At 65.7% G+C, this 14,883-nt stretch carries 12 protein-coding genes; 2 read left to right on the top strand and 10 right to left on the bottom strand.

The window, feature by feature from the left end:
* Positions 1–2 precede the first annotated feature (2 nt).
* From E3T41_RS06820 to mmsB, 3 genes are all read right to left on the bottom strand, one after another.
* The gene (locus E3T41_RS06820; RefSeq protein WP_092448072.1) at positions 3–761 is read right to left on the bottom strand and encodes an EI24 domain-containing protein; all 759 of its coding nucleotides are present in this window, start codon (positions 759–761) and stop codon (positions 3–5) included.
* 87 nt (positions 762–848) lie between these two features.
* Entirely contained in the window at positions 849–2,333 is a 1,485-nt protein-coding gene (locus E3T41_RS06825; RefSeq protein ID WP_134477829.1) for a CoA-acylating methylmalonate-semialdehyde dehydrogenase, read from the bottom strand.
* Between the two features lie 30 nt (positions 2,334–2,363).
* Positions 2,364–3,266, bottom strand: coding sequence for a 3-hydroxyisobutyrate dehydrogenase (gene mmsB / locus E3T41_RS06830; RefSeq protein ID WP_092448074.1), 903 nt, complete (start codon positions 3,264–3,266; stop codon positions 2,364–2,366).
* A 112-nt stretch (positions 3,267–3,378) separates the two neighbouring features.
* On the opposite strand from mmsB, the gene E3T41_RS06835 reads away from it, so the two are divergent.
* Positions 3,379–4,281, top strand: coding sequence for a LysR family transcriptional regulator (locus E3T41_RS06835; protein ID WP_241991053.1), 903 nt, complete (start codon positions 3,379–3,381; stop codon positions 4,279–4,281).
* A gap of 79 nt (positions 4,282–4,360) precedes the next feature.
* On the opposite strand, the gene E3T41_RS06840 is transcribed toward E3T41_RS06835, so the two are convergent.
* Positions 4,361–5,749, bottom strand: coding sequence for an MFS transporter (locus tag E3T41_RS06840; protein WP_092448076.1), 1,389 nt, complete (start codon positions 5,747–5,749; stop codon positions 4,361–4,363).
* Between the two features lie 180 nt (positions 5,750–5,929).
* Between E3T41_RS06840 and E3T41_RS06845 the strand changes: the two genes are divergently transcribed.
* Complete coding sequence (locus E3T41_RS06845; RefSeq protein WP_134477833.1) at positions 5,930–6,583, top strand: hypothetical protein; 654 nt, start codon at positions 5,930–5,932, stop codon at positions 6,581–6,583.
* Between the two features lie 31 nt (positions 6,584–6,614).
* On the opposite strand, the gene E3T41_RS06850 is transcribed toward E3T41_RS06845, so the two are convergent.
* The 6 genes from E3T41_RS06850 to E3T41_RS06875 form a co-directional block, all read right to left on the bottom strand.
* On the bottom strand, positions 6,615–8,072 hold the full coding sequence (locus E3T41_RS06850; RefSeq protein WP_134477835.1) for an MDR family MFS transporter: 1,458 nt from the start codon (positions 8,070–8,072) through the stop codon (positions 6,615–6,617).
* A gap of 173 nt (positions 8,073–8,245) precedes the next feature.
* Positions 8,246–10,714: an excinuclease ABC subunit UvrA gene (locus tag E3T41_RS06855; RefSeq protein WP_134477837.1), complete on the bottom strand. Its 2,469-nt coding sequence runs from the start codon at positions 10,712–10,714 to the stop codon at positions 8,246–8,248.
* Positions 10,715–10,753: 39 nt separating this feature from the next.
* Positions 10,754–11,809 carry a hemolysin family protein gene (locus E3T41_RS06860; RefSeq protein ID WP_134477839.1) on the bottom strand — a complete coding sequence of 352 codons (1,056 nt, stop codon included), beginning with the start codon at positions 11,807–11,809 and terminating at the stop codon, positions 10,754–10,756.
* Positions 11,802–13,169, bottom strand: coding sequence for a hemolysin family protein (locus E3T41_RS06865; protein ID WP_092448080.1), 1,368 nt, complete (start codon positions 13,167–13,169; stop codon positions 11,802–11,804). The genes E3T41_RS06860 and E3T41_RS06865 overlap by 8 nt, the downstream gene beginning before the upstream one ends.
* 86 nt (positions 13,170–13,255) lie before the next feature.
* Positions 13,256–13,507 (bottom strand): AMP-binding protein, encoded by a 252-nt coding sequence (locus E3T41_RS18420; protein WP_255455268.1) that lies wholly within the window; start codon positions 13,505–13,507, stop codon positions 13,256–13,258.
* A 165-nt stretch (positions 13,508–13,672) separates the two neighbouring features.
* The gene (locus E3T41_RS06875; protein ID WP_241991054.1) at positions 13,673–14,854 is read right to left on the bottom strand and encodes an acyl-CoA dehydrogenase family protein; all 1,182 of its coding nucleotides are present in this window, start codon (positions 14,852–14,854) and stop codon (positions 13,673–13,675) included.
* Between the last annotated feature and the right edge of the window lie 29 nt (positions 14,855–14,883).

Consider the following 14,883-nt stretch of genomic DNA (forward strand, 5'->3'; position numbering starts at 1 on the left):
CGCTAGGCGGTCCGGGCCTCGGCCTCAAGAACGTCCCGGCTCAGCAGTGCGGCGCCCGCGACCGCGGCGGGCATCACGATGACCGCCGCGCCCGGAATCAGGAACAGCAGGTAGGTGAGTACGCCGAAACCGAGGCTGCGGGATCGGCGGGCGCGCAGCATCCGTCGTCGCTGGCTGAGGGTGAAGCCACGGGCGTCGAAGGCGAATCCGGTGAGTTCAAGCGCGAGGATCCAGCCGCCCAAAACGGCCCCGAGAACGAGCGCGAGCAGCTGACCGAGACCGGGAATCAGGCCGCAGATAAGCAGCAGCAGAGCGACCAATGCCGCGAGGGCGATGAGTCGCACTGCGTCACCGATCGACCATAGCAGGCCGCGCTTCGCTTCGACCGGCGCGTCGCCGAGGCTGGTCTCGACCGCGCGCCAGATGCGCTCGTAGAAGGGGTCGCCGACCAGCAGCGTCACGGCCACAAAGGTGTATGCGAGCAAGAGGATGCCGGCCGCCGCGACCGCAACGCCGGTCACGACCCGCATCCCCGTGCGCCACGGATCATCCCACCCGCTCGCGAATGGACTGATAGCGACGGCAATCGTCTCGAGGTTGACCAGCACCACCACGATCCCCGCCAGATAGACGAGGCCGACGATGAAGGCGGGCAGGGCGCCGAGCAGCATCAGGCGGGGTGAGGTAATCCACATTCTGAGGCCGCGACCGAGAAATGCGGCTCCGGCGAAGAACTCGATCCTGGCGGGTGGACGGGTCATAGGTGTGGGCGTGGTTGAAGGCGGCACCCCCACACCCTAACCCGCCGCCGTGAAAGCCAGGCGGATCCCCGCGGGGACCCGCCTGGCTTAGGCGAGCTGCGGAAACCCGAGGTCGATCTCGGAGCTGGCCGGGTCAGGCCAGCGGGTCGTGACGACCTTGCCCCTGGTATAAAAACGGATGCTGTCTGGCCCGTACATATGCGCGTCACCGAACAGCGAGTTCTTCCACCCGCCGAACGAGAACGATCCAACGGGCACCGGAATGGGCACGTTGATGCCGACCATTCCCGCTTCGATCTCGAACTCGAACTGCCGGGCAGCCCCGCCATCGCGGGTGAACAGGGCGACGCCGTTGCCGAACTCGTGCTCGTTGACGAGCGTCACGGCCTCGTCGAAGGTGTCAACGCGCACGACCGAAAGCACCGGGCCGAAGATCTCATCGTCATAGACCTGCATTCCGGGGGTGACATGGTCGATCAGGCTGACGCCGAGAAAGAAGCCGTCGCTGTCGAAGTTCTGGGCGCGGCCGTCGACGACCATCGTGGCGCCGGCTGCCTCAGCGCCGGCCAGGTAGGACGCGACCCGGTCGCGGTGTTCTCCGGTGATGAGCGGTCCCATTTGCGAGGCCGGGTCGGTTCCGGGACCGACGGTGAGGGTCTTCATGCGCTTTTCGATCGCGGCGACGAGGTCGTCGGCGATGCCGCCGACGGCCACAAGCACGCTCACGGCCATACAGCGCTCCCCGGCCGATCCGTACGCGGCGTTGATGGCGGCATCCGCTGCCATGTCGAGGTCGGCATCGGGCAACACGACCATGTGGTTCTTGGCCCCGCCGAGTGCCTGCACTCGCTTGCCGTTCGCGGCTGCCCGGCTGTAGATAGATTTCGCGATCGGAGTGGACCCGACAAAGCTGATCGCCCGGACTTCCGGGTTGTCGAGCAGCTCGTCGACGGCCTCCTTGTCCCCCTGCACGACGTTGAGCACCCCGGCGGGCAGTCCGGCTTCCGTGAAGATCTCGGCGATGAAAATAGCCGATGAGGGGTCTTTCTCGCTCGGCTTGAGCAGCACGGTGTTGCCGCAGGCGAGGGCGCTGCCGATCATCCAAAGCGGCACCATGGCTGGAAAGTTGAACGGGGTGACGCAGGCGACGACGCCGACGGGCTGGCGCACCGAGTGCACGTCGATCCCGTGCGAGACCTGCTGGGAGAAGTCGCCCTTGAGCATGTGGGCGAGCCCGGTCGCGAACTCGATGTTCTCGAGCCCGCGGGTGATCTCGCCGGCCGCGTCGGAGAGCACTTTGCCGTGCTCGCTCGTGAGAATCGCCGCGAGTTCACTGGTGCGCTCGGCGAGCAGCTCGCGCACCTTGAAGAAGATGGCGGTGCGCTTGGCTAGACTGCTGGCCCGCCACTCCGGCAGTGCCGCCCTAGCCGCCTCGATCGCGTCGACGACGACAGCGCGGGAGGCCAGGACCACCTGCTTCTCCTGCACGCCGGTTGCCGGATTGAACACCGGGCCGAACCGTTCAGCCGACTCGACGCGCTGGCCGTTGATGTAGTGGGGAATTGTTTGCATGGGGGTGCTCTTTCTGATGGGTGACGTGGTTCAGGCGCTCGGCTGCAGGGTGCCGTCGACGAGTTTGACGATCATCGAGCAGTCCTTGCCGCCCTCGCCCTCATCGATCAGCCGCTGAAACAGCTCGGCAACGTGCTCGCCGATTTCGAGCGGGGTGTTGGTCGCACGGGCGGCCGCTATGGCGAGGCCGATGTCCTTGCTCGCGAGCGCGGTGGTGAATGTGGGGGCGAAATCCTGGTTGGACGCGGCCGTCGCGACGACATCCTTGATCGGATACCAGGTGCGCAGCGCCCAGCTGTCGCCAGAAGAAACGGATGCGATATCCCAGAACACCTGCTTGTCCAGTCCCAGCCGCTCGGCCAAAACGGCGCCCTCGGCGGTCGCGGCCAGGTTGATGAACAGCATCAGGTTGTTGCAGATCTTCGCAGCCTGACCGGTCGTTGCTGCCCCGGTGGGGATGATGTTAGCCGCCATCGGCTTGATAAACGCGGTCGCGTCGGCCACCGCGCCGGCCTCGCCGCCGATCATGAAGGTCAGTGTTCCGGCCTTCGCACCGCTAATGCCGCCGGAGACCGGGGCATCGACGAACCGAGAGCCCGCCGCTGCTGCGGCATCGTGCAGCGCCTGGGCGGTCGCGATGTCGATGGTGGAGGAATCCACCAGCAGAGTTTTCGTGTCAGTGTTGGCCAGCACGCCGTCGGCACCGAAATAGACCGAGCGGGCATGCTCCCCCTTGGGCAGCATGGTGAAGACGACATCAGCCCCGGCCACGGCCTGGGCAATGCTGCCGACGGCGGTGACGCCCCCCGTCACTGCGGTGGCGACGGCATCCGGATTCAGATCGAACCCGCGTACCTCGTGGCCGGCGGCCACCATATTGGCTGACATGGGTCCACCCATGTTGCCCAGCCCGATCCAGGCGACTACTGACATGTGAAGCTCCTTTGCTTGTGTTCCTCCACCCTCGCAGCCGGATAGAGTGCAATCAAGGCAAAATTTCACAGGGGGTATGTGCGCAGATGCACAGACTCGAAGGGACCATTCCGTGAGTTCATACCAGCTTCCGAGCCCGAACGACCTGCTCGTACTGCTCACCGTGGCCCGGCTGGGCCGGTTCAACGCGGTCGCCGAGGCACTCGGCACCACCCACACGACGATTTCGCGGCGCATCCTCTCGCTCGATCGCGAACTGGGCGGTCGCACGCTCGAACGCAGCCCGCACGGCTGGGAGCTCACCGAGCTGGGGCGGCACGCGGTCAGCGCGGCCGAAGCGATCGAAGATCGGCTCGGCGCGCTCAGCACGGCGATCAGTCAGACAGATCCGCTTTCCGGGCTGCTGCGCATCAGCACGATCGACGGATTCGGGGCTGAGGTCGTCACGCCGGCGCTCGTGAAGCTGCAACAGAGCCACCCGCGCATCAACATTGAGATGTTCAGCGCCACCCGCAAAGTGAGCCAGAACCGGTCGGGGGTCGACCTGGAAATCGTGGCGGGGCGCAACGACGTCAACAATGCACAGGCGGTTTTTCTCACCAACTACTTTCTGCGGCTGTACGCGAGCCGCGGCTACCTGCTCGCCCGCGGTGTTCCCGCGTCGCTCGACGATATTCCGTCGCACGGTTTTGTGTCCTACGTCGAGAGCGCACTGCTCGTCACCGACCTCGGCTACCGGTCCTCTGAGCTGCCCGAACCCGCCACGACCTTTCAGGCGACCAGCCTGTTCGCGCAGCTGGAAGCCGTGCAGGCCGGCGCCGGAATCGGCCTGCTGCCCAATTTTCTCGTACACGACCGGCCCGAATTCGTGCCCGTCCTGCGCGACGATTTTCAGCGTCAGCTGCCGATTTGGGCCGTGGTGCGGGCCGAATCGCTACGCTCCCCGGTGGTGCGCGCCGCGATCGAGGCCATCTCGCTCGAGATCGCGGGTCGACCGGCGGCCTTCACCGATTGACCGGGCGAGCGGATGTGCGTCACTCGCGCAGCGAGATGGCCCGATCGACGAGATCGGGCCATCTCTTCGTTCCGCCGAGCTAGCGGCGACCGGCCCCAGCCAAATCGGCGGCGGCGGCGCGATCGGCCGATTCGGCGGCATCCGCTGCATCAATGTCGTGCAGCGAGAGGCCGCGCGTTTCCTTGAGGGTCAGCACAACGAGGGCCGTCAGGAGGCAGGCTGCCGCGAGGTAGATGGCCACCGGCACCGAGGAATCGAAGGCGGAGAGCAGGCTCACGGCGATGATCGGGGCGATCGAGCCCGCGATGACCGAGGTGACCTGGTAGCCGAGCGAGACGCCGGAGTAGCGCATGCGGGTGGGGAACATCTCCGCCATGATGGCGGGCTGACCGGCATACATGAGGGCGTGGAACAGCAGACCCAACATAATCGCGACGATGATGATGAAGTCGTTCGCGGTATCCATCATGGGGAAGGCGAAGAAGCCCCAGGTGCCGGCGAGGACGGCACCGAGGAAGTACACCGGGCGGCGGCCGACTCGGTCGGACAGGTGGCCGACGAGCGGAATGACACTGAAGTGCAGGGCGTGGGCGAGGAGTAGAAGCAGCAGTACCCGCGAGGTGTCCATCTCGACGATGATCTTCAAGTAGGTGATCGAGAACACCACCACCAGGTAATAGAGGATGTTCTCGGCGAAACGCAGGCCCATTGCGGTGAAGACGCCGCGCGGGTAGCGACGGAAGACCTCGACGATGCCGAAGCCCTTGTCGCCCCCCATGACCTCTTTCTGCGCCTTGAGAAAGATCGGCGCATCGCTGACCTTGGTGCGAATGTAATACCCGACCAGCACGATCACGGCGGAGAGCCAGAACGCGACGCGCCAGCCCCAGCTCAGGAAGGCCTCATCGGAGAGGGTCGAGGCGAGTACGAACAGCACGCCGGTGGCCAGTAGGTTTCCACCGGGCACAGCGGCCTGGGGCCAGCTGGCCCAGAATCCGCGCGACTTCTCCGGGCTGTGCTCGGCGACGAGCAGCACGGCACCGCCCCATTCGCCGCCGACCGCGAAGCCCTGAATGAAGCGCAGGAGCACGAGCAGAACGGGCGCGAGGTAGCCGATCTGCTGGAAGGTCGGCAGACAGCCCATCAGGAAGGTGGCGACGCCGACGAGCACGAGGCTGAACTGCAGCAGTCGTTTGCGGCCGAACTTGTCGCCGAAGTGTCCGAACACGATGCCGCCGATGGGGCGGGCCAGGAATCCGACCGCGTAGGTGGCGAAGGCGGCGATGATGCCCTCGAGCTCACTGCCCGCGTTGGGAAAGAACAGGGTGCCGAAAACCAGGGTTGCCGCGGAGGCGTAGAGAAAGAACTCGTACCATTCCACGACCGTGCCGGCCATGGAGGCTGCCACGACCTTTTTCAGTCCGGACGTCTGTACGTCCTGTCGGGAATTGGATCTGGTCGTGCTCATGGGATTCCCCCTCGTGTCGTCATTGACACAACGTGCGTGCACGTCGTCTGGCTCGTCTTAGCTTGCGCTTCGCACCGCTGACTGTCAAAGGCGATTCGCACAGGGGCGCCGTGCAGAAATGCACACGTGGTCTGAGGGAACGAACTCGGCAACGGTATTCTCAAAGGAACAAACAGTGAGGTGGGAACAACCGTGACGCACGCGCATCCGCTGCACGTCGACGTGGAGGTGCCGTGCCTGTGCTGCCTCGCGCCGCAGCCGTTTCACTTCACCGCGCTGAGCGACCAGGTGGTCTGCGCGCAGTGCGTGCACCACATTGGGGCCGAGAAGAGTGAGCGTCGCGACGCTGAGCACGTCAAGCTGTGGGCCGCTCGCTGGGCGGTTTCCGAGTCCGCGCACGAAGAATATATCGCCGAAACGGAGGCTCTCCTCGTCGCCCGCGACATTGATCTGACCGCCCTGCGCGCCCAGGTCACCGAGCTCAGTGCCGTCGTGGAAGGTCAGTTCGCGGACGGGATCGACGGAGTGCGTGCCCTGCTGCAGAATGATCTGGTCAAGCGGGCCGAACGCAATACCGAGCTGGCCCGGCGCCAGATTGACTGGGCGATGGGCGGCCTCTGGCGCATCGCTGGGCTGCACCACGACGACCCGGCTCAGCCGGCGAAGTGCTCCTGCGGAAGCACGGCCGGCAGCTGCGCGGAGAGCAGCGCAATCGACGCGCTGCGGCAGGCGCTAGGCGACTGGGAGAAGAAAAACGTGCTGCTGCTGCAGGGTGGCCGCCGGCATGGACTGCCGGCGGACCACCCTGCGGTGCTGAACCAGCGCATCCGCTGAACCAGCGTGCTGCGCTGTGCAGGTGCGCGGGCTAGTGCCCGATCGGAACCGGCGCGTCGAGCGGCGGACGCCGTACCAGGAATGCTGCCGGAATGGCGAACAGCGAGATGATCGCGCCGCACAGGAACGCACCGCGAATACCGGCGGCCGTCGCCGACACCTCGTTGACGCCCTGCGCGATCAGCGCGGCCGACTGCGAGGTCATGACGGCGATGAACAAGGCTGTGCCGATGGCGCCGGCGAGCTGCTGGACCGTGCCGACGACCGCGCTGCCGTGGGAGTACAGGCTGGGCCCCAGGGAGCCGAGACCCGAGGTGAACAGCGGTGTGAACAGCAGGGACAGGCCGGCGCTCATGCCGATGTGGGCGACCATGAGCATCCACGGTTCGGTGGTCTCGCCCATCCTGGTCATCGCCCAGAACGCCGCGCTGACGAGGATCGACCCGGGAACCAGCAGGATGGTCGGGCCGCGACGGTCGTAGATACGGCCGACGAACGGCGCGAGCAGGCCCATGGTCAGCCCTCCTGGCAGCAGCAGCAGCCCGGTAGCGAGAGCGGTCATGCCGAGCACGTTCTGCATGTACAGCGGCAGCAGAATAATGGTGCCGAACAGGGCCAGCATGCTGATGCTGAGCATGGAGATCGACAGGGTGAACGTGCGCGAGGTGAACACGCGCAGGTCGAGCAGGGCACGATCGGTGCGCTGCAACTGCAGTTGGCGCAGCACGAACAGGGCCAGGGCAACCAGGCCGATGCCGAGCGGCAGCCAGCCGGCCATTGCTGCGCCGCCCAGGTTGCTCAGACCGTAGACGAACCCGCCGAAGCCGAAGGCCGAGAGGATGACCGAGAGCACGTCGATCGGAATCTGGCGCGGCGTGGTCACGTTCTGGATCCGTGAGGCGCCCAGGACGAGGGCGCCGATGGCGATCGGCAAGACCAGGATGAACATCCATCGCCAGTCGAGCACGCTGAGGATGATGCCCGAGATGGTCGGGCCGATCGCCGGGGCGACCGAGATGACGATGGAAATGTTTCCCATGGTCTTGCCGCGGGAGCTGGGTGCGACGAGGGTCATCACGGTCGTCATGAGCAGGGGCATCATGATGGCCGTTCCGCTGGCCTGCACGATGCGGCCGAGCAGCAGCAACTCAAAGCCGGGAGCGAGCGCGGCGATCAGGGTGCCGGTGCTGAACAGGGTCATCGCGGCGATGAACACCGGGCGGGTGTTGAAACGCTGAATGAGAAAACCGGTGATCGGAATGACCACGGCCATCGTGAGCATGAACGCCGTGGTCAGCCACTGCGCGGCGGTCGCCGTGATGCTGAGGTCGTCCATGAGGTGCGGCAGGGCCACACCCATGATGGTCTCGTTCAGAATGACCACGAACGCCGAGACCAGCAGCAGTCGAATCACCAGCTGGTTGCGCTTGGCATCGGCATCGGGGCGGCGGTCCACCGTGGTTGTGGGCACGCTGGCTGTTGTGGTCATAACTGGTCCTGACAGTGGTACGAAAAGGATATGCATAAAACGACATGCGAAAATGAGCGGCCGCCGCCCCCGAGCCGGCTCGCTGTGTGCGCCTCTAGGTGCAGCGTTTTGCAGGGTGTGAATTATTCCTGGGCACGCGAATTAGCCACCGAGAACCGGGTGAGGCGCGCGATTTAGGCCAGGCGGAGCTTGAGATAGGGCGCGGTGCGGCTGGTCGGGTGGGCCGCCACGGTCGCGGGGGTGCCGGCCGCGATGATTTGGCCGCCCTGGTCGCCACCGGACGGGCCGAGGTCGATCACCCAGTCGGCGGCGGCGATCACGTCCATCTCGTGTTCAACCACGACGACGGTGTTGCCGGCTTCGACCAGGCGTCCGAGCTGCTGCAGGAGCAGCTCGACGTCGGCCGGATGCAGCCCGGTCGTCGGCTCGTCGAGCAGATAGAGGGTGTGGCCACGGCGGGCGCGCTGCAGCTCGGTCGCGAGCTTGATGCGCTGGGCCTCGCCGCCGGAAAGCTCGGTGGCTGGCTGCCCGAGTCGCAGATAGCCCAGGCCCACCTCGCGCAGGGTTTCGAGGCTGCGCGCGGCGACGGGGACGTCTTCGAGAAAGTCGAGTGCGGCATCCACTGTCAGGCCGAGTACCTGGGCGATGTTCTTGCTGCGGTAGGTCACCGCGAGGGTCTCGGGGTTGTAGCGCGAACCCCCGCAGTCCGGGCAGGGCGCGTAGCTGCCCGGCAGAAAGAGCAGTCCGACCGCCACGAAACCCTCACCGAGGCAGGTCTCGCAGCGGCCGCCGGCCACGTTGAACGAGAACCGTGACGCGGTGAAGCCGCGCGCCCTGGCGTCGTCGGTGGCGGCAAAGGTGGCTCGAACGGCATCGAACAGGCCGGTATAGGTGGCGAGGTTGGAGCGCGGGGTGCGGCCGATCGGCTTCTGGTCAACCTGCACCAGGCGATCCACGGCTTCGAGGCCGGTGACCGCGGCGACCGGGCTCGAGTCGAACTCGACTTCGGTATCGGGGTCGCCCAGATCGAGCACCGGAACGTCGTCGGGGTCGGGGTGCAGGTGTCGACCGACGGCCTCGGCGAGCACCTGGCTGACCAGGGTGGATTTGCCCGAGCCGCTGACGCCGGTGACGGCCGTCAAAACCCCGAGCGGAATCTGCGCATTGAGACGCTGCAGGTTGTGCCGGGTCACGTCGTGCAGGCCCAACCAGCCAAGCGGATGCCGCAGCTCTGCCCGCGCCACCGGCTCCCGGTCCGCAGCAAACAGGTACCGCCGCGTGACCGAGGCGTCGACCTCGGCCAGCCCCGCGGTCGGCCCGCTATAGAGCACCTCGCCGCCACCCTCGCCGGCCCGAGGACCGACGTCGACGACCCAGTCGGCGCGTCCGACGACGTCCATATTGTGTTCGACCACGAAGACGGAGTTGCCCGAGAGCTTGAGCTGCTCGAGCACGAGCAGCAGCGGCTCGGCGTCGGCCGGGTGCAGACCGGCCGAGGGCTCGTCGAGCACGTAGATCACCCCGAACAGGCCAGAGCGCAGTTGGGTGGCGATGCGCAGCCGCTGCATCTCGCCCGGCGAGAGCGTGGGGGTCGAGCGGCCGAGGGCCAGATAGCCGAGGCCCAGTTCGAGCAGCACATCGATGCGGCGCAGCAGGTCCCCGGCCAGGGTGACGGCCACCTCTGACACAGAGTCGCCCGACACAATCGGCCGCAGAACATCGGCCAGAGCCTTCATCGGCAGGGCGTTGAGCTCGGCGATCGAGTGACCGGCCACGGTGACGGCGAGGGCTTCCGGCTTCAGGCCACTGCCACCGCAGTCGGGGCACGGGCCGGTATCGACGTAGCGCAACACCCGCTGCCGCACGTTCGGGCTCTTGCTGTCGGCGAGGGTGTGCAGTACGAAACTCTTGGCGCTCCAGAACCGGCCCTGGTAGGGCTTGGCGATGCGGTCGCGCTGCGGCACGACCTCGACCACCGGCTGTTCCTCGGTAAACAGAATCCAGTCCCGGTCGGCTCTGGACAGGTCCTGCCAGGGCAGGTCGATGTCGTAGCCGAGCACCGCGACGATGTCGCGCAGGTTCTTGCCCTGCCAGGCACCGGGCCAGGCCGCGATGGCGCCGTCGCGAATGCTGAGGGTGGGATCGAGCACCATCGATGCTTCACTGACCGTGTGCGCCATACCCAGACCGTGGCAGCGCGGGCAGGCACCCATCGCGGTGTTCGGTGAAAAGGAGTCGGATTCGAGGCGACCGGCAGCATCCGCTGGATATATGCCGGCACGGGAATACATCATGCGGAGCGAGTTAGACAGCGTGGTGACCGTGCCGACGCTCGAACGGGAACTCGGTGTACCGCGTCGTTGCTGCAGGGCGACCGCCGGGGGCAGGCCGGTGATCTCATCGACGTGCGGGGTATGCCCTTGTTGAATGAGCCGACGGGCGTAGGGCGCTACCGACTCAAAGAAACGGCGCTGAGCCTCGGCAAAGATGGTGCCGAAGGCGAGCGAGGATTTGCCGGAGCCCGAAACGCCGGTGAAGGCCACGATGGCGTCCCGGGGCACATCGACGTTCACATTGCGCAGGTTGTTCTCGCGGGCACCGCGCACCCGCACGAAACCCTCGGATTGATTTTCACTAAGCATCCGAGCAAGTGTAGTTCGCTCGATTGGGAACCGCGCGGCTCAGATCGAGGTGGCGTCCTCGACCTGACCGACGAGCTCTTCGATGATGTCCTCCAGAAAGAGCACACCGGTCACGGTGCCGTTTGCGTCGAAGGACGTCGCTACGTGCGCTCCGAGGCGTCGCATCGACGCGAGCGCGTCTTCCAGCTCGCTGTCACACGACACGGATGCGAGACGACGCAGCCGTTTGCTCGGTACCGGCTGGGTGAAGGTGTCGCCGCTGGTGAGATCCATGACGTCCTTGAGGTGCAGGTAGCCGGTCGGCTGATCGTCGTCGTCGGTGAGGATGTACCGCGAGAATCCGTGCTGGCTGACGGCCCGCTGAATGTCGGCCGGTGAGGCCGTGGAGGGCAGGCAGACCATCGATTCGATCGGCACCTGCACGTCGGACACCTTTTTCGCCGTGAACTCGAACGCGGCTGTGAGCGTGCCGGAGGCATCCTGCAGCATGCCCTCGCGGGTGGACTGCTCCACGATGCTGGCGACCTCGTCGAGGGTGAACGCGCTCGTCGCCTCGTTTTTGGGCTCGACCTTGCACAGGCGCAGCACGCCGTTGGCTAGCCAGTTCAGGCTGAAGATGATCGGGTTGAACACCCGAGCCACGAACACGAGTGGCGGCGCCAGAATGAGGGCGGCCTTTTCGGGAACGGAGAACGAGATGTTCTTCGGAATCATCTCGCCGAAGACAACGTGCAGAAAGGTCACCAGAATCAGCGCGAAGCTGAAGGCGATCGTGCTGATCATGCCCTCGGAGAGGCCGGTGTCCGCGAGCGGGTATTCGAGCAGACCGTGAATGGCCGGCTCGGAGACGTTCAGAATGAGCAGTGAGCACACCGTGATACCCAGCTGGCTGGTGGCGAGCATGAGTGTGGCGTGTTCCATGGCCCACAGGGTGGTCTTGGCAGCCTTGCTGCCCTGGGCGGCGAGCGGTTCAATCTGGGAGCGCCGGGCGGAGATGACGGCGAATTCGGCGCCGACGAAGAACGCGTTCACCACCAACAGGACGACGAGCCAGATCAGTCCGGGCAAGTACGCGGTTAAATCGGCGCTACTCATGGATCAGGTCTTTCTGAATTTTATTGACGATGCGGTCGTGCGGGGTGGCGAGGCTCGGATCGGTCTCGGGGTCGACGGGCGTGTAGCGGACGCGGTGAACGCGTACGCCGTCGACGCGGTCGATGCGCAGCACGCCGCCCTCGATGGCGACCTCGTCACCGAGTTCGGGAATGCGATCGAGCTGATCGGCGAGGAATCCGCCGACCGTGTCGTAGTCGCCGTCGGTCGGGACGGTGACGCCGGCCCGGTCGAACAGCTCGTCGGGGCGCCAGGCCGCGTCGAACACGACCGACCGGCCGGAGCGGATGACGCCGGCCTTGGCCCGGTCATGCTCGTCTTCCAACTCGCCGACGAGTTCTTCGACGAGGTCTTCGAGGGTGACGATGCCGGCGGTTCCGCCGTATTCATCGGCGACCACGGCAATCTGGAACCCCTGCTGGCGCAGAGCGGCGAGCAGGGAATCTACGCCCATGGTCTCGGGAACGCGCAGGGCCTCCACTTTCAGGTCAGCTGCCGTCACCGTGGCCCGCTCATCCAGTGCAACGGCGAAGGCCTGTTTCACGTGCAATACGCCGACGATGTCATCGGCGTTCCTGTCGATCACGGGGAACCGTGAGTAGCCGGTGCTGGTCGCAAGACGCACAACGGCCTCGGCCGTGTCGGTGACATGAACAGAGGCCATGCGCACCCTCGGCGTCATGACATCGGCAGCAGAATGGTCGGAGAACCGCAGGGTGCGGTGCAGCATGGCGGCGTGGTCGTCGTCCAGCACCCCCTCGAGGGCTGAGCGGCGCACCAGAAAGCTCAGCTCTTCGGCGCTACGGGCGCCGGAGAGTTCTTCTTTCGGCTCGATGCCGAACCGGCGAATGATCGCGTTGGCCGTGTTGTTGAACAGCAGAATGACGGGTTTGAACACGGCCGTGAACACGGTTTGGGCCGGCACGACGATTTTCGCGGTTGCCAACGGCACGGCGAGGGCGAAGTTCTTTGGAACGAGCTCGCCGACCACCATGGAGAACAGCGTCGCGAGCGAGATCGCGATTATCGTTCCCAGCAGCGGCACGATGCCGGCCGGTACGCCCGCACTTGTCAGCGGCCCGCTGAGCAGGGATCGAATGGCCGGTTCGAAGGTGAATCCGGTCAGCAGCGTGGTGAGGGTGATGCCCAGTTGGGCGCTCGACAGGTGCGTCGAGGTGATCTTGAGCGCCTTAATAGTCGGACCGAGTCGCTTTTCGCCGCGATCGCGGCGAGCTTCGAGCTCATTGCGGTCGAGCGTAACCAAGGCGAACTCGGAGGCTACGAAAATTCCCGTTCCGACGGTGAGTAGGAGTCCTACGCCCACCATGATCCACTCATACATGTTGTGCTCCTCTCAGATCGAGAGGCATGTCGGTGGTGGCGGGCGAGGGTTTATGCGAGGGAGGGTCTTCCATTGTGCGTCTAAACCTATAGGCAGATGCTGACAAAACGCCGGTTCGCCGCGTTTCGGCCGTGACAGGGCCTGGGTACTGGGGCGGTCACCTCGGGCCCGGCCAGCCGGGAATTCAACGCGACGAGCACCCCGCCGGCCAGCGGAACGGCGTAGTGGGCGATTAGCATCTCGGGTATATTCGGCGCGAGGAATATAACCCGGTCGCCCGGCGTGATACGCGAGCGGATGGCGTGGGCCAGCTCCTCGGCGGCCTGCGCGAACTCCAGGTAGCTCTAGCGCCGAGCGCCGTAAACGATCGCATCCTTGTTTGGGAATACTTCGGCGCTGCGCTGGAGAAATCGCATCGGTGTGAGCGGTGAATCGTTGGGCGAGCTGGTCTTGGTATCAATCACGCGGGACTCCTGTGTCCGGAAAGATGCACCGAAGTGGGGCTAGTGGAAGGCGCTGACCCCGGTGAGGTCACGGCCGATGAGCAGCGACTGGATGCTCTCGGTGCCCTCATAGGTGTGGATTGACTCGATGTCAGCGAGGTGCCGAATAACGTGGTTTTCGAGCAGGATGCCGTTGCCACCGAGCATGTCGCGGGCTAGCGACGCGAGCGAGCGCGCCGCCCGGGTGTTGTGGAATTTGGCCAGGCTGGCCTGGATCGGGCGCAGCGTTCCGGCCGCGTCGAGTTCGGCCAGGCGCATGCAGTGCAACTGCATCGAGGTGAGTTCGGAGAGCATGAGAGTGAGGCGTTCTTGCACGATCTGAAAACCGGCGATCGGCTTACCGAACTGCACCCGCTGCTGGGCATAGTTGAGGGCGGCTTCGAACACCGCAGTGGCGTGTCCGAGAGCCGACCAGGCCACACCGAGCCGGGTCGCGAACAGTACGACAGCGGTGTCCGTGAAGGTGTGGGTGCCCGGCAGGACGGCGTCCAGCGGAATGCGCACGTCGGTCAGCGTGACGCGGGCCTGGTGCACGGCCCGCAGGGAGCCCTTACCGAGCATCGTCTCACCGTGGTAGCCCGGCAGGGACTGATCGACCAGAAATCCGCGCACGTTGCCGTCGTCGTCGCGGGCCCAGACCACGGTCACGTCGCCGACCGAGCCATTGCCGATCCACTTCTTCTCGCCGTTGATCACCCACTCGTCACCGTCTCGGTGGGCGGTGGTCTCCAAGGCCACCGAATCCGAGCCGTGGTCCGGTTCGGTCAGGGCGAAGGCACCGAGCTTTTCGGCCCGGGCCAGCGGCACCAGCCAGGTGGCCTTCTGCTCGTCGCTGCCGAACATGGCGATGCTGCGCAGGGCGAGCCCGCCCTGCACGGCCACGACGGTGCCCATCGAACCATCGCCGCGGGAGATTTCCATGTTGACCAGGCCAGCCGCGAGCGGAGACATGGGAGTGAGGCCCGGACCTTCGACGCCGTCCGTGAGCAGGTCAAGCGCGCCGAGGCGGCGAGCCAGGTGCAGCGGGTACTCCGCTTTGTCCCAGGCTTCGCTCAGCTCGTCGAGCGTCTCCACCGCAAAGGTACGTGCCCTGCCCCAGAAGGCCCGATCCGCCTCGGGAACATCGGCGAAGACGCCGTAATAGTCGGTGTCAAGCGGGGCGGACACATCGTAATCGGGCATCATTGCCTTTCGCAGCAGCGGGTGTGACT

The organism is Cryobacterium sp. Hh38, assembly GCF_004403235.1.
Taxonomy (GTDB): domain Bacteria; phylum Actinomycetota; class Actinomycetes; order Actinomycetales; family Microbacteriaceae; genus Cryobacterium; species Cryobacterium levicorallinum.

Bases quoted from the DNA above. Each gene is read 5' to 3' on its own strand.
- E3T41_RS06820 (WP_092448072.1), bottom strand. From the start codon at position 761: ATGACCCGTCCACCCGCCAGGATCGAGTTCTTCGCCGGAGCCGCATTT.
- E3T41_RS06825 (WP_134477829.1), bottom strand. From the start codon at position 2,333: ATGCAAACAATTCCCCACTACATCAACGGCCAGCGCGTCGAGTCGGCT.
- mmsB (WP_092448074.1), bottom strand. From the start codon at position 3,266: ATGTCAGTAGTCGCCTGGATCGGGCTGGGCAACATGGGTGGACCCATG.
- E3T41_RS06840 (WP_092448076.1), bottom strand. From the start codon at position 5,749: ATGAGCACGACCAGATCCAATTCCCGACAGGACGTACAGACGTCCGGA.
- E3T41_RS06850 (WP_134477835.1), bottom strand. From the start codon at position 8,072: ATGACCACAACAGCCAGCGTGCCCACAACCACGGTGGACCGCCGCCCC.
- E3T41_RS06855 (WP_134477837.1), bottom strand. From the start codon at position 10,714: ATGCTTAGTGAAAATCAATCCGAGGGTTTCGTGCGGGTGCGCGGTGCC.
- E3T41_RS06860 (WP_134477839.1), bottom strand. From the start codon at position 11,809: ATGAGTAGCGCCGATTTAACCGCGTACTTGCCCGGACTGATCTGGCTC.
- E3T41_RS06865 (WP_092448080.1), bottom strand. From the start codon at position 13,169: ATGTATGAGTGGATCATGGTGGGCGTAGGACTCCTACTCACCGTCGGA.
- E3T41_RS06875 (WP_241991054.1), bottom strand. From the start codon at position 14,854: ATGCCCGATTACGATGTGTCCGCCCCGCTTGACACCGACTATTACGGC.